Origin of the sequence: Pseudomonas putida (assembly GCF_004357765.1) — a bacterium.
Classification (GTDB): Bacteria; Pseudomonadota; Gammaproteobacteria; order Pseudomonadales; family Pseudomonadaceae; genus Aquipseudomonas; species Aquipseudomonas putida_U.
The window spans coordinates 41,358-57,975 of sequence record NZ_SMTE01000010.1 but is presented as its reverse complement, the minus strand read 5'-3'; the positions used below and the strand labels follow the sequence as shown (position 1 = coordinate 57,975).

Sequence of the window (16,618 nt, the reverse complement as noted above, 5' to 3'; positions counted from 1 at the left end):
GGCATCACTGATGCTGAGGCAGCAATTGGGGAAAAACAGGGACAGATCCATTTTCCAAAGACAAAGGGCCCGCCTGTTTAGCGATCACCCTCGACCACACTCCGGATTACTTCCAAACCGCACCCACCCCGCGATACCCGTCCCTCCACCTTCCCGATCCTTAGGATGGTCACGGCCTTCACTCACAACCACCTCTGCAAAATCAAACGGACTCATCCCCTCGATACACGCAACATTCACCCCATACTGGTCCGGCGCAGAACGCCGCTGGTGAAAGGTGTAGATGCCGCACTTCGAGCAGAAGTAGTGCTTGGCTTCCCGTGTATGGAACTGATAGAGGGTAAGCGCCTCTTCCCCTTGGGTGACAGTGATATCGCCCAGATTGGCCGACACCGCCACGGCCCCACGCATACGGCAGAGCGAGCAGTTGCACCTGCGCGCGGTACGCAGACCGTCGGTCAAACGCAGTTCAAACCGTACAGTGCCGCAATGGCAGGCTGCTTGGTAAACCGGGCGATCATCCTGTTTTTCATCAGTCATAGCGTTTTCCTGACCTGAGAAGCCAATCCGGATATTCCCGGAACAAGGCCGAATCTTTGAACACCTTGTCCCGATCCCTACGCCAGATAACCCTGCAACAATCGCCGCACATTTTCCACCAGTTCAGATTCCCCCTTGCGCGGCGGAAGCAGCAAGAACCTGGCCTGCGCCAACGCCGGCAGTCCAGTCCTGTAGGGTTCCACACCGTTCGGAATGGCACTCGCATTCAGGCACGCAATGCCAAGCCCTGCCCTCAATGCCGATTGCAAACCCGCCACACCCGAGGTCGAGTAAACGATCTCGTAGTCGATGCGGGCGCGCTCCAATACCTGGCAGCTGTAATCCGACAATCCACATCCGCTGATCGCGAGCAGTGGCAGCGGCTGCCCAGGCTCTGGAACCCAGCCTGCAGCGGCTACCCACTGCAGGGGTTCCTGCCTCACCTCGAAGGTGTTGGCCGTGGGCAAGCGTTCGTTGAAACGCATGGCCAAGCCGATATCCAGGTAGTCATTGGCCTGATCCATTTCCAGGCTCTTCTTCATCACCACATGGAGTCGAAGCCGCGGGTGCCATTCACGGAGTTTTTTCAGCAGGCCTGCAATGTCGTCGGGGCGGAAGTAATCGGTGATCGCCAGGCGTATCTCCCCTTCGAACTGTTCGCCGCGAACCTCGGACAGCGCCCGCTCGCCGAGGGTGAGGAGCTGCCTGGCGTGGCGCGCAAGACGTTCACCTGCAGGGGTCGGGCGAACGCCTTGCTTGCCTCGGATGAGCAAGTCGACGCCGATTGCGTCTTCCAGCTTACGCAATTGCTCGCTGATGGCGGAGGTTGAGCGAAACAAGCCCGGCGCGGCTGCAGAGATGCTGCCGGCATCGCAGACCGCCAGATAGAGGTGGAGCTGGGCAAGATCGAAGTGGTACATGCAGGTTCCGGATAAGCAGGAAGATGAGGCCTGATATTCCCGCTTTTTAGGATCATGTTCAAAGGCTACGTTACAGGCACATCACTCACGAGGGTCACCCAAATGCCTGGTATCACCTTGACCTTATCCGGCGCGCCCAATGCTACGCTGGCGTCGCGCCTCAGCCACGAGCTGACTGAACTGACTGCCCGTATTCTGGACAAGCAGCCATCGCAAACGATGGTGATCGTTCGGTTCGTCGATCCAGGGTTGTGGTTCATCGACAGTGAATCGCTTGAGAGCCTGGGGCGAAACAGCTTTCGCTTGGAGGTCACGATCACTGACGAGACGACGACGGTGGAGCAGAAACGGCGGTATCAGCGTGAGTCGTATGAATTGCTCTCGGAGCGCATCGGGAATGTGCACCCGCATTCGAACGTTCACCTGATCGACGTGCGAGCTACGGCTTATGGGTATGGCGGGGTGCCGCAGGCTGCGAAGCTTTGGGGTTGAAAGGTGGATGGTCGGCTGTTGGCGTTCGTTGTCGCGGGACCGGTCCAGCGTTGATTTGCATCCCACGCCAAACTCACTTGTCCTGACTGCTTTTGCGTGCGCGTGGCGATGCCGATCTCAACACTGCCTGCTTCGCTTTGGCTACCGCAGGGCTTTTCCCACGCTTTGGTCCGGCCACCACGGAGCCGGCCGGGGGCGAAAGATTCGCCGCCGGCCGCGTGGCCGCCGCGCTTGGCTCAGCGGCCTTCAACGGGCCGACAGTGTTGCCGACGACCGTTGCAATGGGCTTATGTGTGGTAGTCATCACCATACCCATCCGCACGCCAAAGAGACGCAGCACAGCCTCCAAGGTGCTGAGTTTCGGATTCGACTTCCCGCTCTCAAGTTCGTACAAGCTTTTCGTGGATATCCTGCACATGGCCGCGAAGGTCTTCTGGTCAAGCCCGGTGACTTCGAGCCGCAGGCGGCGGATGGATGTCCCAATTGCATCAAGCCCCGCGGCGTTGCGATTGAGGATATCCTCTACGCGCTGAGCGCGTTCTTCAGGCTGTAGCTTTTTCATCGCAGTCCCCACTCCACGAGTCGCTTATCCAGGTTATTCACGGGTAGAGAGGCTGCATTTCGCACCGATTCAGCGAAGTTTGCGCTCCAATTAAAAGAACCCCTGCGCTCTCCAGCCCACTTCGTCGTCCGCGTGGGCGGCATCGCCACACCGTTAATCAGCACTTTATTGCTGATTAACAAAGTGCACATGGCGTAAATCGGCAATATCGTGCCGATTGAAAGCCTCCGTACGTGTAAAACAGGCACCAGGCTACCGGTTATGCATTCAGAGCGCGGCGAAGGGGGTTAGAAGGAGCGAGAGAAATAAATCAGTCCCCTTTCTGGTCAGAGAAATAAATCAGTCCCTTTTTGCTCTCTGATTTGGACCATCTGCAGCAAATTCTAGACCATTTGCGCCCAAAAGAACGACTCTCCATTGCATCATGACCCCGTACTCAAACGGCGTTGCTTGCTTCGATAGGAAGTGCGCCGTACGCCCCCTGATAAGCAGGCCCTTGCAACACACTTTCTTGGAGATCGCTCATGAACACCTCTATCACTGACCGCCCCATCGCCACCCGCCTTCTGAACAGAGGGCTGGGCCAGCACTTCACTCGCACCGGCGTTGTAGGCATCTACGTGGCCATGGCCATCATTTACTCCTGGTTTGGAGGCATGAAGTTTACAGGCTACGAAGCAAACGGGATTCATGGCTTCGTCAGCAACAGCCCGCTGCTTTACTGGGTGTACAGCCTCATGAGCGTCCAAGGTTTCTCCAACTTTCTGGGGGTTCTGGAGGTATCCATTGGCCTACTCATTGCCGGTCGGATGTTTTCTGCAAAGTTCTCGGCCTTGGGCGGATTGCTCTCCGCAGGCCTGTTCATAACGACGCTTTCATTCATGCTGACCACCCCAGGCGTGTTCGAACCAAGCCTCGGCTTCCCTGCGATTTCCGTGGTGCCTGGCCAGTTCTTGCTGAAAGACTTGGGTCTGCTCGCCGCTTCGATTTTCATTGCGGGCACCTCGATTACTGCACTTGAGCAGAAATGAAGTCTCGTTTTTGATAAGGGTCTTCTGCACCAGCAGAAGGCCCTTTTTGCTCATGCCCTACCCCTTTTTAGAAGTTGATGTTCGAGTGAACAACATAACTTTGAGAACGACTCGAACATCGCCTCTTGACGTCCGTTGACGCGGGGCAGGCCAAACATTTATGTTTCATCAGCGAGTGTCACAAAAATAAATCTGTCCCCTTTGAATCTTTGCCTGGCTGAAAGAGAACCGCCGCATCGTGACACGCTTCGAGAAGCTCGCGAAAAGCTAAGCATCCATGGTCTCACTGGCTTGCTCCATGCGGTGCTTGCGACATCTCTTTTCGTACAGAGCCTAGGCGCCTAGCGCATCATCCCCAACTCGGCATCATCCATCAGTGCCTTGGCCAACGCGCTCAGATAGTGTGCTGCCCATAGCGAAGACGAGTCCTCCTCCATCAGGCCATTGAGGGTCAAGTCACGCACATAGCCCATCAATTCCGACGCCTGCTCGTGCGCGTGCTGGCAGGGAATACCAGGCTCGACGCAGAACAGGGGTTGGGTTTGGCCTTCGCCTTGGTAAAACTTCGTCTTGCCGACAGTGGTTTTGCTGTCGTTATCGTCCGTGGACATGGTTGTATCTCCCTGACTATCTAGGTGCCTGGGCTAGCCCCAGCGCCTCGGCTCGTGGCCATGGCAAACCAACGCCCCCGCAGGAGCGACGCCCGGTTTGTCAAGTTACGCCGCCCAAGGGGAACGCTGGTTTGCCAGCACTGGAGCCAGACCAGGCGAAACTTGGTGTCGATGCGGATGAGTAGAAGCTATTGGAATGCCCGGGCTGGAAGTCACGCGATCCGCGTGCCCACATGCTCAACGCAGAACTACAACAAGCACCGCAAAACCCTGTGGGAGCGGGCTTGCCCGCGAAGAGGCCCTGCCAGACAAAACTTGCTACGGCTCAGTGCAACGTTTGAGGATTCATTGGAACCTGGATTTGTGCCAGCGCCGAATCGATCAGTTTGCGCAGTGCTTCCAGCTCGTGCATTGACGCCATGATCAGTAGCGTGACCGGTGAACGCGGGTGGAGCAGAACGGCCTGTTGGGCAACGGCTTCGGCGCAGAGGGCGTAGTCTGCTGCAGTCATGAGAGCGTCTTCTAGAGATGTAGACGCGTGGGGTGGATCGGGCACCATTTTCAGCATTGGTATTTTCTCGATTAGGACCACCACCTTCCGCTGTCAAACGAGAGGGTGGCAGCTGTGTATGGGTTGACAGACCGGTAGAAAAAACCAAAACCCGGCGCACACTAGGTGCCCCATACACAGCCACCATATAAGCGAACTATGCGGGTGTTTTTCTTAGACGGCCTGTCAAAGCCGGCCGCTGATTTGGCAGCGACCCATCGAGACTAGGGCGCAATCTGAACCACCGCAATGGCTTGGAGGGCTTGGAAGTATCTTTGGGAAATGGACTACAGGGAAGGGGGAAAATCTGATTATTTTGGCTGGGAGATGTATCACGTCGTGTAGCTATGAGCATCGGTAGCTGGCCTTGATTTGGGCAGGGCCAGCTCGGGTCAGGTCGGGGAGGCGGTACTGCCTGTGCTTGGGCCTTTGAAGCGCGCTGGTTGTGGAAGGAAAATGGCGGAGACAGGAACCAAATAGCAGCACTATTAGCCAATGAAATTGGGGAATATAGCGAGAGCATTTCGAAACGTATCCCTAAACGTACCCCTAAAACTAAAACCACCGCTCTCGTACCGAAGGCAGCGCATCAGCGCTGCCTTCGGCTATCTCATGAGGATTTAGCTTGTGTGGCACGGACGGCAGCAGTAGTAACACCCATTGATCCTTGCATTGGGCCAGTTCTGCTTAGCCTGACGAACAGCGCTTGCGCAGTCGGTATGGATACCCAACGCAATCTGGTTGGCGACCTGAGGCATGAAGCTACACCCGGTCGTGGTGTTGTGGACCTCATAATCCCCGTTCTGCTGCTGGTTTTTGTTGATGATGAAAGAAGGCAAGCTCTTACTCCCTGTGTCGTGACGTTGGCCGCTACGGCCTAATGGCTTAATGATGGCCATCAGGGCCTAGCGACGAAAGTGTAGACACTCCCCGTGATAATGCTTACAAGCAGGACATCAGGGCAGCCTGCACCGAACCGGTTCACTCAGTTTACTAGTTCACTAAGCTGGTGAACCGTCCGCTAACAAAGAGCCGCGGGTTTCCTGCCCCGTATCTTGCCTAATCTACCAGGGTCCCCGCCGGCTTCAGAACCGGGAGACCAAGGCATGGCCTCTGCCGCTGATGGCACTATCGAATATGGGGCATGGGGTCGCTCGATAATTAGCAATCTAAAGCTGTGTAACCGGTGTAACCGGTGTAACGAACCACCTCAAGCCATTGATTTATAATCATAATAAGTGATGTTACATGCCGATGCAGATACTTGAATCAGCGGTGTAACTACGGAAACGGTGTAACCACGACGCTCAACTATCCACCGAAAACGACCGACCGTAATCACCTGCGCTAGGCCGAAAACAGATAGTTACGCATGGTCAGAGCCAATCCATGAAGCTCGAGGCATCTACAGGAGCAGTAGTGATCCAGGCTCAGCGCTTTCCTGCAAACGGTCGGTCTATCTCCAGATGCTGGCACTGCGACATTGCGCTTATCTGAACACTTATGACAGCATCACCCGAGTAACATCAAGAGGTTCCCTGGCAACGCCATTGGACGCTCAGTCCCGCCTAGGTGCGGGCGAAATCTTGCAAGTGGCCAATCGTGAGATGGGATGGTTGCCAGGTAACCGTAGACAAGGATAGTTTTGGCGATGACGTACATTAATTTGCCGAGTGACCAGCAAACTTCAATCAGCGAAGTCGACGAGACGGTGCTCCGGGCAGCAGTACGCAAGTGTCTAGATGAAGCACGACTAGGGCCAATTCACGGCCTTGGTCTCAGTAGCTGTGGACCCTACGTGGCTACTAAGCTCCATGCGTTCCAACAAGCGATCGCTGAGTACAGCAAGGCCAAAGCCCCTACCAAGCGCGAACGTACTTTGCAGGATGCGCTGCGCGCCGGCAGTGACCTCGTTCACGCAGTGCAGCAAATGAAGGACCGGCTCGAAGCTGAGCGCGAAGATGGTGAGCTGTTCTTCATCGATGATCAGATCAGGCCGCCTTTTCATCTCAGCAAGCGGCTATCGGTACAAGTGTCGTTCCGCTGGCGAGCGACGCCGTCTGCGGACTGGAAGCACGGATACCTAACCTTCGTATACGATTTCTCCCCTGAGCCCCACTACACCCTGTCACTGCCCAAGCGCAAACCCAGCGCGGCGCAGGCAGCTAGGGATCTCGAAGACAGCCTGTACCGTGAGTGGGAGCGCTTGAAGGCTCAGGCGCTGTTCTCTATGAGAGAGTTCTTCCGAGGTGGCGGCGATGGGGATGCTGTGCCAAAGGTGTTCCCAGTGAAGCCTAGCCCCTACGGGGGCTTGAATAATTTGAGCTGTAATTTCTGGCACCCCGAGAGGTCGGCTCCCTAAATTTTGGCAATCCAAAATCTTTGGTCCGGTGCTAGCGCACGTGGCTGGTATAAATGAGCGTCCGCTCACAATGTCTGGGCGGATGTTCCCAAGCATCGCGACCCGCACACCACTCGATGACGTCGAGCCCTGCATTGACCTAAGGCCAGAGCGTGGATCGTAGCCGGGCGATGCCGTTGATCATTTCAGGAGTGAATGATGGAAAAGGACCAGTCAGCTACCAAGATCTATGGCCCTAAGCCGCAAGACTTCCTGCGAGCAAGACGTCCAGAGCAGTTCTCGGACTCAGTGAAGCTTCAAGAAGCTACCATCGACCGCTTGATGCTGGAGTATCACTTCGAGACTCTGAACAATCGAAGCCAAGAGCTTGAGTTCGAGATATTCGTACGGAAGCTTTGTGAACGAGAAATCTGTCCCAACCTAGTTGCCCAAACCGGGCCAACAGCCGGTGGCGACGGTAAAACTGACACTGAGACGTATCCAGTATCTAGCCAAATCGCCTTCTTCTGGGGACTCAACGAGGCTCCAGAGTCCGAGCGATGGGCATTCGGTGTTAGCACCCAGAAAGACTGGAAGAAAAAATGCACGAAAGATGTCGAGAGCATCATGTCCACCGGGCGTGGGTACACCCGTATCTTCTGTGTCTCAAGCCGGTTCATCAAGAACAGCCTAAGAGCGCAGCTTCAAGACGACCTTTCGAAAAAGCATTGCGTCAAGGTTACGATACTCGATCGCACCTGGCTGCTTGATAAAACATTACAGCCCAAGAATCAGCAACTTGCCATCGATCACTTAGGTCTTACAGGCAGCATTGAGAGCAAGATTCAGATCGGCCCATTCGACGCTGACAAGCAGATTCAGCTAACAGACATCGAACGCCAGATCGAACAGATTGAAGATCCGGGACGTTTGACACTCTCTCAGGTCGACCTATATACCAAGCGGGCCATCATCTACAAAGAGCTGGAACGAGACGCCGCTGCTGTGGAGCAGCAGTTCAATATCGCTATTCGGACAGCGAAAAAATTTGGTACTAAGAGGCAGCATTTCGATGCCCTTTATCAGCTGACATGGGCTGCGTACTGGTGGCTAGAAAATGCCGAACTCTTCGAGGAAACCTTTGAGAAAGCACTTGGAGTGGCTCAAGAGACCGACAACGTTGAGGTCTGGGAGAAAGTCGTAACGTTGTTCAATCTAGTGGTCACAACTCATCGAGACGGCAAGTGCACCCTCGATTTGGTTTCCCTGGGGACAACCATCCGTGAAAGGTTGAACTTGATTTCCAGCGACGCCAATATGATCAGTGGTGCATTACAAGCCAAGACTTCTCTGGCGCTTCTGGATCTACTGGCAGCCGAAAATGAAGAACAGGTTAATGATATCTTCAGGTCTCTGAGCACCATCGCTGATAGTGCTCATAAGCTGATTGGCTACCCAATGGCTCGCCTCATCAACTTGCTGGAAGCTCTCGATGTGGCCTTCGGAGATCTCAAGGCCTATGAAGACCTCATGGACAAGCTCATTGATGATGCCGGCGCGCGGGAGAATAGCCGGATCAAGGCGGATAAGTACTTGAGACGAGGTGCACTGAGTAGCGATAAAAAAGATTACTACAGGGCGATCAAATGCTTCGGCTTGTCCCTCTATGGGCTGTATAGCAGCGAGAGCAAAACGGAAATGTTCGCTGCCCTTTATATGCTGTCCCATGCATACGAGAAGCAAGGCCTCCTCTGGGCTGCACGAGGAGCCGCGCTGATGGCAGCTTACCTAGTCACCGCTGACGCACTAAAGGAACAGCGAAGCTGTGCTAAGCAAGCTGCTATTTACCAGCAACTTATGTGGATTGAAGGTCAGCTTGGTCGATTGGGCCAATCATTGACCTGGTACTATCTGTCTCAGATGATCTCTCCAACGCTGGATGAAAATCTGTGGTCAGAAAATCAAAAAATGAGTTATGAGGCTCTGATTGGCAAGCTATTTCTCAATGCCCAATTTTCAGATATTGAAAGACTAGCCTGGCTACCGGACAAGCTGAAACAGTTGAATTTGGATCTTAGCGCAGATGCGCTATTGGTTTGCTTGGGCCATGAAGATAAAGCCGGGACTGAGGGTGAACCTATTGACCTTCAATTTATGAATATGTGGCGCAGCATTGATCTGGGCGCCCCTGTGGGCCCGCTCGACCTTTATCTGGATCGCTGGACGAACATAAGCTCCAACATCCTGGGTTGCAACGTGTCCGTATCCTTCCCGGTGAAATCCCCTTGCATTGAGTTAGCGCAGCAATTGCTGGCTGTACTAGAAAGCGTCTGCGCACCGATGATGGTGGACCATATAGCATCTACACTGCCCGCCGTGAATATTGATATTTTGTTGGAAGATGAGGATGACTTCATACTTCAGCATAATTTTGACACTGCTGCGCAGGTAACCTCTGCTGAAATTCTCTGCTCGCCGTTCAGTATCTCCAACTTAAGCGACAACCAACGAGATGCACTCAAACAATTCTATAGTGAATTCTGCCTTCAATTTGTGTCCATCATTTGCCCTCAAATCGGCCGGTCGAAATTCGAAGAGATGCTTCGAGACGACAAAGCCCTGGAGCGCGCAGTTCTCTTCAACTGCAATATAGGTTTAGACGGCTATTTCTTAGGGCGTGATGCTATTCCAGGCATCAAGGCGCATCATAATTCTACTTGCGAATTGCATGAGCCTACACGGCGCGTAACTTGGTTTGAGCACCACAACATAGAGCCTATGGATTGGCGCCCTAGATCTGATACGCCGGAGGAACGCCCAATCCATCCGTTTCAATTTTCGACAATGAAACATAGAGAGGTCAAAGTAGTTTCTCTTATTCAAACGAGCCTGTGGGATCAAGCCGGCTGGAAGGGCTTAGGTTTTCAAACATGCGAAGGTCAAACCCCTTTGCTTATGTTTGCCTTTGAAAACACCACCATTGGAAATAAAATATTTGAGAATATTGCAAAAAGCATCGGAAACAAGGATCACAACAATGCTTTGCGCATCGCATTGATACGAGGCATCAACAGGCAGAACCCTGCGCACTATCGCGTAGCAGTTACAAGCAACATTGATCGGTCTGATGATGGGACTTCTAAAGTCCAAACCGCTCTTTCTAGAATTCACACCATGACACCAAGCTCCTCTGTAAATATTGACAGATTCCTAAAAGATTACGAAGCGCATAAGAAGTGCTACATTGCCACCGCAAACTCTGACGGAGCGCCGGTCATTCATCTAATAACTTCCGGGGTTGTTGTTATGCATGCTTGGGAGATCGATGAAAATGACCAGGAGATTTCGGCTATCACGCCTGACGACGATATCCTTATTCCACCAGGTATGAAGAATCCTCCAATTAGCCGTGCGCTGAACAAAATTCGTTCATTTGAAGCCAGATAGAGTTAGCCACCTCCGCCAGGCGTCCCATCAACGACGCCTGGAGCTTAGCGCCTTTGCGGCGAACGACGCCTTCGGCTTAAGTTTGGTCTGAGCAGTTTCCTCTGGCCGATTACTATCCTTCACAATGTGCCCGGCTAATGCTCGACAGTATTAGCTGCCAGAGCCCGGCGTGCAAGTTCGCGGCAGCTGATGCTGATCTCGTAAGTGAACGGCAGTTTCTTCGATGCTAGGATAGACTGTTGTGGCATTTATATTTATTTGGCCGAGCTGCTCAAGAATATATAGCTTGTTCTGTATCGTGACCCGAGAAACTTCAAGCCCATCCTGCCCGGCATCAGGAAGCGCAGCCTCGTGCCCGAACAGCAGAAATGCACCGGACTGCGATTTGATGCGGGTATTCGTGCGCTTAGCCTTTACGCAGACAATAGACCTCAAGTCATCAGGGACAATACGCCCCTCGAAAAAACCTTTCTCTGACTTGATGTGATGGAGTAGCTTCCCTGCAACTTCCGTCGAATTAAACTTCTCCTTATCCAGACTAAGATCTACATTATTTTTCTGCGTATACGTAAGATTGGAGAGATTTGAAATGCAACTAACAGTGTCAGAATCAAAATATTTCACCAATTCCGATTTCACTTTAAATACGATTACCTCGCCATCAACCCCCAACTGATCCGCCCTGCCGGAGCAGGCGAAGAAAAGCGCAACAAGGGGATTGCTAGAGATATCAAGCAGTCGCGTAGGCAAACCGTAATGCTGCATGCGCACAAGTCGATCAAAGCAGTACTGATCGCCTTGAAATTCATCGTAATGCGCAATCAATAGTTCTTTGCAGAGTCGATCCTCGCTCGGCATGAACTTCCAGTCACCATTTTCCCACTTACGTAGCAGTGAAGGTGTTAGTTCATAACGAGCATCACTATGCCCCCTGAAGAAGGTTTCGGTCGAGTCTTTTGCCGGCAAGGTGTAGAGCAACTGAAGGAAAGACTCCACGCTATCGGCGACGCCAATGATCTTTTTATCGCGTGGAGGAGGTTGAACCATTGAATCTTCTGCACGGGGTATTTCAGGCACCTCAACGAGATGTGCAAGATCAGGGTTAAGATCGACTAATCGGCGTAGCACCATCTGTGCGTCGCCTTCCCGGATAGCCCAGTGAGTTCGATGGAGCTGGAATGCATCCGCGCCGAATACCGTCCGTGCTGACTCAGAGTCGCCAAACTCGACCTCACCGAAATCGATCAATGTCTCGAAAGTGGTGGAGACCTCCTTCACCCCGGGTATAGTTCGTGAAATTCGACCGTACTTAATGAGCATCGAAGCACTGCCCTTAACTCGCCTGATCTCGCTACATAAAAAGGTCGGCAGCTTTTCGAGAAACGCGATCGCCGTGGAATCGAGGCCTTCAAGCCGCTTCTCAATGTCGGTTGGCGTGTATTCAAACATGCGCCCTCGAGACATTGTGATCTCATTGCCGTCCCCCGCCAGATACTCCCGACTCCCGAAGGATATGTAGTTGAAGATCTGCACCGTGTGTCCTTTCCCGATTTTTTACGTTGTTCCACGTAATAGCACAGTCTTACTAGTATTTTCCATGGAATAAGCAAACAGCCCGCATCTGCGGGCTGTTTCGGGTTACGCTTCGATCAGGTCTGCTAGGGTGATGCCTTTAGCTCGGCCTAGCACATCGTCTCGCTGGAGCTCACTGGCCGAAGGGCCGAAGCCTGGAATTGATAACCTTGATAACACCATGCCTGCACCGCCTCGATGACGATTTGCGGCCAAGATCCGAGCCCCCACGGCTACGAGCTGCTCAGCCAAGTGATTCCATTCATCACCCAGGGCTATCTCAGTTGCAGCCAAAGCCGCGTTCTGCGCCTCGCTCCGTTGTTGCTGGGCATGCGCGATCTGAGTGTCGAGCGAGTCTATTTCTGCCTGCAAAGCCATCGTGAGCAGTTCTTGGCGCCTTGCGTGTTCATCTGCCTCAATGAGCTGATTACTTGCCTTCTGCATATCGCTGTTTGCTGCTTTTTCCCCCTTGATGTCACCAGAAGAAATACTTCGAGCATACAGATTTGCTGCGTCAAGCTCGGCCTGTCGAGCCGCTTCAAGCGACAATTCCGTATCTTTCTGAATCGCTTGGAGGCGCCCAAACAGGAGTCCGCGCTTCCCTTCCAATGTTGAGACTGCGTTAGCTGAATCAGACATGAGCTGACGGGCTTGTGTCTTGGCTTGCCCGGCATTTCCCAGGCGCTCACGATAATTTATCTCGTTGTCGAGTCTCTCCAGTGCCGTAGAAATGCTACGCACACGACTCTCATCAGCGCCAATCTTTTCCATCGCAGCCGTTGCTTCGGGGCTGCCTACGCAATTGCCGTTACGCCAAGCATTCGGCATGTCTCGCCAGGCTGCCTGTTGAGCCGGAATACTCGCCTCAAGCGCATCACGTTCAGCAATCAGTTCATCGCGCTGTTTTTTCAGTTCATTCATGATCGATACCTAAATAATGGGAATGTGTTGTGACCGGGGCTGGCAAGACCACTCGCTGCCATCGCTACCTCATGGGTTAGAGGTGGTGATTCAAGCGGCCTGCGCTTCGTTCTCAGCCGGTTCAGGGATCGTCACGACGACGTAGCAGCGCTGTAGTCCGAGGCCGGGCAGGCGCACAGAGGTGGAGGCTTTGCCATCTTTGCCTGGCTCCAGTACGCGGCGCCGCAACAGCTCTTTGTTCACTGCATTGAGGTTCATGCCTCGGAAGATTTCAGAGCGCCAAGCTTCGGGAAGTACGTAATAGGTCGTTGTCGTGTGCGACGTGTCACCCATGCCATGCTCCATCGACTTGCGAAAGCCGAGCCGGTCAATAGTGCGGGGACCATGTTCGTCTACCTTGGCAGCGGTCGATTCCCAGCGTGTAAAGCGGCTCTCTCCAAAACGCTCAATCACTTGGCGCAGGCGTGCCAGAATCGCATCACCTTCCATGTTTCCAGCCCCACCCCGCTCAGCCAGCCAGGCATTCAGGCACACGCGGGCGGAGTCGAGTGCCAAACCGTCCGGCCATCCCGTAACGCCTAAGGCGGTGGCCAGCTCTCCCGCCGCCGCTGCCAAACCGAAGCGGGTTGCCGCACGCTGGGCCTGGCCGCTAGCACTGGCAGGTAGGGCCTCAGCCGTGAAGCGCTCCACTGTGCTGCGCACCATGGCTGTATAGGCGCGCAATTTGGTCGGGTCGCAGAGGGCCGACAGGAAGGCAAGGGCAGGCGAGCCGTAAAACTTGGCCACCCGCGCCTTGAGCGCATCCGACAAGGCAGCGGCATCGTCGAAGCCATGCAACTCCTCGAACAGCCCGAGCCCTTTGCTAGCATCGGCTGGAACGGCAAGTAGCCGCACCTCCATCCCCGCTTTCAGATCCTTGTTTGCTTCGGCCATGTGTTGCGCAAGGGTCTTTTCTCCCGTGGAAAGGAACAGCAACCGCCATTCTTGTACTTGGCGCCCGCTCAACCCGCGATCATTGGCCCGGGCCTTGCCAGTGCCGTTGCCCAACATATAGACCGTTTCCCCGATGATTCTCGGGTCACACATCCCGATCTCGTCGAGCACCAGCAACCCGTCCGAGTGCGCCGCCGCGATACTTTCCAGGGCGTTATCAGTAGAGCGCCAGGAGCGCACCAGGCGCGGCCCACCCCAAACTGAGGCCGCTACCTGCAAGTGGGTGGTCTTTCCGCCCGAGCTGTCGCCGTATAGATGGAAACCGCCCGATTCATGCCCAAGCAAATGCAGCACTGCCCCAGCAAAAGCGACGCACACAACGAATGCCAGGCGGTTATTGCCCACACACAATGTACCGATTTGCTGTTGCCACTGCTCCAGCGTGCCCGATTGAGTGACGGGCGGGAGCTGGGCGCCGGCCTCGTAGAAATGGAGATATTCAGTACTGGCCCCTATCTGCCGATCCGGCACCAGATAGGCGTCCCCATGCCAGCCCAAGCGAGTGACCAAGCGGGCGCGCTCGGAACCGTCATAACCTTGCAGGTAGCTCTGTAGGTCGTTGCGCGAATTGCGAGCAGTACGCACGGGCGCCAGGCGCAGCCCCATATCGACCAGTGGCGCGAGCACCTCCTTGCCAAAGTCACCCGCCATCGCCCTGGCCGGAATGTTGAGGCGCTTGTTGGCACCATCCGGATCATCGAACTCCACCAGTAGGCCCCAGCCGTGGCCTTTTTCGTCACGGGTGCGAGCCAAGATCTCTAGCCGTGAACAAACCGGTCGTGCTTCGCCATCCTCACCGGCATAGAACACCCCATCCTTTGTGACACGAAAGCCGCTCGGGACCGGGGCGGTTTTCTTCTCGGATTGGGGCTTGGCCTGGTCAGTGGCTTTGCTCTGCTTGGTGGGGTTGGGCGGGGCGGCAGGTGCGAGGGCAGACAGCTCGCCAGTGCGTTGCAGCTCCGACAAGTGTTGGGCTGTCCAGCCTTTGGATTGGGCATCCGCCGCATCGTCACCTTCGCGCCACTCACCGCCTGGCGCGAAAATGGGGCGCTCACCGTCCATACCAGGGAGTTGCCTGAATACAGTCAAAGCTACCGTCTGAACCGAGGCAGCTCCAAGCTTCCGAAGGTGATCGGCCAAGGCATCCATGCACTTCAAGCCTGGAGCGTCGTTATCTGGCCACAGCAATACTTCACGCCCGACTAGCGCCGCGAAATCAGCCTTCTGCCAAGAGTTCGTCCCGTTAGGCCAGCAGGTGGCAACATGCTCGGGCAACAGCTCGGCAGCGGCATCGGCGGCCTTTTCACCCTCGCACAATACGACTGGTGCCGAAGGACGTTTAGCCAGGTCATCAAGGCGCAGGAGCGGGCGTGGCTCCGATAAGCCCTGCCAGCGCCAGGCCAGCGAACCGTTAGCAGAGTGTTTACACCAGGTGAGAGGCGCGAAGATTTTGCGCGCCGTGCCGCTCTCATCCGGCCCGAGGTCAAAGCGGTACAGCACCATAAGTGGCTGACCGTTGGCGTCACGGTAAATCCAAACCTTGGAAGGTTTACCGTGCTGCCGGTGCGCTTGCAGCACCTTCTGCATTGCCTGCTCAGGAATGGGCAACACGGGTAACCACTCTGGCTTTTTGGCCTGGCCAGTGGGTGGTGTGACATTGGCGCTATTCGTTGCCTCGACACCGAGGAAAGCCGCCAGCTTGTTGCAAGCTTCCACATCGGTGCCGCGATCAAGGTAGCGTACCAGGTCGATCAAATCGCCGCCTTTGTCACCGGTGGCGAAGTCGCACCAGGTAGCTTTGGCCAGGTTCACCTTGAGCGATCCTGAATGCTTGTCAGCTCGGGTTGGGTTGGGGGCGGTGTATTCCTTGCCGCCGTCTACACGCTTGCCATTGGGAAGCCAATGGGCCAAAACGCGATCAATCGCCGCCAGGGAGGCCGCTTTGACCTGTGCAAAGGTCGGATGCCGGGAGTTTGGGGTGGTCCTGCTCATGCTTGGCCACCCTCGGCAATCTGAATACCAGTGGTTACATCATCGACAAGCGCCTTTGCCTGCTCGCCCAGATAATGTGCCGCCCACACCAGTGCATTGTTGTCTTCGCTCACACCAGCCAGCTGGGTCAGTTTGTTTACGCAATTCATGAGCACCGATGCCTGCTCCAATGCTTCCTCACCGGAAACACCAGGGCACACCTTGAAGAGCGGTTGATTCAACGAGTTGTGCTTAGAGAAGGTGACCCCACCTACGGTATTGACCTGAAAGTGCCCGTTCATTTCTGGCCCCCTTCCGCGACATGGAAGGTCGAGTCATCGGCATGCACGACCAGGGTACGAATCTGCTCCAGCGTTCCGCGCACATCCCACAGGGCGCCGAGGATCACACTATTAGCCAGGCGTTGCCCGTGCTCATTCTCAAACTGATCCTCTACCAAGCACAGCACTGCTTGGGCTCGCTCAATGGCGCAGGTGAGCGCATCAATCGGGACGCCCACCGGTGCATTTGCTGTGATGCATAGCAGGTCTTCTGGCTGAGAAAAGTGCTGTGTTGGATTGGTCATTGGGCACCCCCGTTTGCTTCCAGGGCGCGAGCACGGGCCATCGCAGCGTTGTAACGCGCCAAACGGACGGAGAGGGACGAG

Annotated in this window: 14 protein-coding genes and 1 pseudogene; 5 read left to right on the top strand and 10 right to left on the bottom strand. The window is 54.8% G+C overall.

The features are described from left to right. Nucleotides 1–84: 84 nt before the first annotated feature. Both E2H86_RS16180 and E2H86_RS16175 read right to left on the bottom strand, forming a co-directional pair. A complete protein-coding gene (locus E2H86_RS16180) occupies nt 85–540 on the bottom strand; it encodes a GFA family protein (protein ID WP_133329580.1) in 456 nt (151 codons plus the stop codon). A 77-nt stretch (nt 541–617) separates the two neighbouring features. Further along, entirely contained in the window at nt 618–1,460 is an 843-nt protein-coding gene (locus E2H86_RS16175) for a LysR family transcriptional regulator (protein ID WP_133329578.1), read from the bottom strand. Between the two features lie 102 nt (nt 1,461–1,562). Between E2H86_RS16175 and E2H86_RS16170 the strand changes: the two genes are divergently transcribed. Then, nucleotides 1,563–1,952, top strand: a complete 390-nt coding sequence (locus tag E2H86_RS16170; RefSeq protein ID WP_133329576.1) for a tautomerase family protein — start codon at nt 1,563–1,565, stop codon at nt 1,950–1,952. Between the two features lie 73 nt (nt 1,953–2,025). Here the strand turns inward: E2H86_RS16170 and E2H86_RS16165 are convergent, their stop codons facing one another. Further along, on the bottom strand, nt 2,026–2,514 hold the full coding sequence (locus tag E2H86_RS16165) for a helix-turn-helix domain-containing protein (RefSeq protein ID WP_133329574.1): 489 nt from the start codon (nt 2,512–2,514) through the stop codon (nt 2,026–2,028). Between the two features lie 524 nt (nt 2,515–3,038). On the opposite strand from E2H86_RS16165, the gene E2H86_RS16155 reads away from it, so the two are divergent. Further along, the gene (locus tag E2H86_RS16155) at nt 3,039–3,545 is read left to right on the top strand and encodes a YkgB family protein (RefSeq protein WP_133329572.1); all 507 of its coding nucleotides are present in this window, start codon (nt 3,039–3,041) and stop codon (nt 3,543–3,545) included. 205 nt (nt 3,546–3,750) lie between these two features. Continuing rightward, nucleotides 3,751–3,882, top strand: a pseudogene (locus E2H86_RS26295) (IS5/IS1182 family transposase); the annotation flags it as partial. Between the two features lie 4 nt (nt 3,883–3,886). Here E2H86_RS26295 and E2H86_RS16145 read toward each other — a convergent pair. Together E2H86_RS16145 and E2H86_RS16140 are read right to left on the bottom strand one after the other, a co-directional pair. Then, nucleotides 3,887–4,156 (bottom strand): DUF3077 domain-containing protein, encoded by a 270-nt coding sequence (locus E2H86_RS16145; RefSeq protein ID WP_133329570.1) that lies wholly within the window; start codon nt 4,154–4,156, stop codon nt 3,887–3,889. A 325-nt stretch (nt 4,157–4,481) separates the two neighbouring features. Then, nucleotides 4,482–4,724, bottom strand: a complete 243-nt coding sequence (locus E2H86_RS16140; RefSeq protein WP_133329568.1) for a hypothetical protein — start codon at nt 4,722–4,724, stop codon at nt 4,482–4,484. Nucleotides 4,725–6,504: 1,780 nt separating this feature from the next. Between E2H86_RS16140 and E2H86_RS16130 the strand changes: the two genes are divergently transcribed. Beyond that, nucleotides 6,505–7,068 carry a hypothetical protein gene (locus tag E2H86_RS16130; RefSeq protein WP_243744070.1) on the top strand — a complete coding sequence of 188 codons (564 nt, stop codon included), beginning with the start codon at nt 6,505–6,507 and terminating at the stop codon, nt 7,066–7,068. A 198-nt stretch (nt 7,069–7,266) separates the two neighbouring features. Beyond that, nucleotides 7,267–10,494, top strand: a complete 3,228-nt coding sequence (locus tag E2H86_RS16125; RefSeq protein WP_133329562.1) for a hypothetical protein — start codon at nt 7,267–7,269, stop codon at nt 10,492–10,494. Nucleotides 10,495–10,644: 150 nt separating this feature from the next. Here E2H86_RS16125 and E2H86_RS16120 read toward each other — a convergent pair whose 3' ends face one another. The 5 genes from E2H86_RS16120 to E2H86_RS16100 form a co-directional block, all read right to left on the bottom strand. Further along, the gene (locus E2H86_RS16120) at nt 10,645–12,027 is read right to left on the bottom strand and encodes an FRG domain-containing protein (protein WP_133329560.1); all 1,383 of its coding nucleotides are present in this window, start codon (nt 12,025–12,027) and stop codon (nt 10,645–10,647) included. A gap of 105 nt (nt 12,028–12,132) precedes the next feature. Then, entirely contained in the window at nt 12,133–12,987 is an 855-nt protein-coding gene (locus E2H86_RS16115) for a hypothetical protein (protein ID WP_133329558.1), read from the bottom strand. A gap of 90 nt (nt 12,988–13,077) precedes the next feature. Further along, the gene (locus E2H86_RS16110) at nt 13,078–15,972 is read right to left on the bottom strand and encodes a DUF927 domain-containing protein (RefSeq protein ID WP_133329556.1); all 2,895 of its coding nucleotides are present in this window, start codon (nt 15,970–15,972) and stop codon (nt 13,078–13,080) included. After that, nucleotides 15,969–16,253: a DUF3077 domain-containing protein gene (locus E2H86_RS16105; protein ID WP_023382430.1), complete on the bottom strand. Its 285-nt coding sequence runs from the start codon at nt 16,251–16,253 to the stop codon at nt 15,969–15,971. Before E2H86_RS16105 ends, E2H86_RS16110 begins: the two co-directional genes overlap by 4 nt. Then, nucleotides 16,250–16,537: a hypothetical protein gene (locus E2H86_RS16100; RefSeq protein ID WP_133329554.1), complete on the bottom strand. Its 288-nt coding sequence runs from the start codon at nt 16,535–16,537 to the stop codon at nt 16,250–16,252. The genes E2H86_RS16105 and E2H86_RS16100 overlap by 4 nt, the downstream gene beginning before the upstream one ends. Between the last annotated feature and the right edge of the window lie 81 nt (nt 16,538–16,618).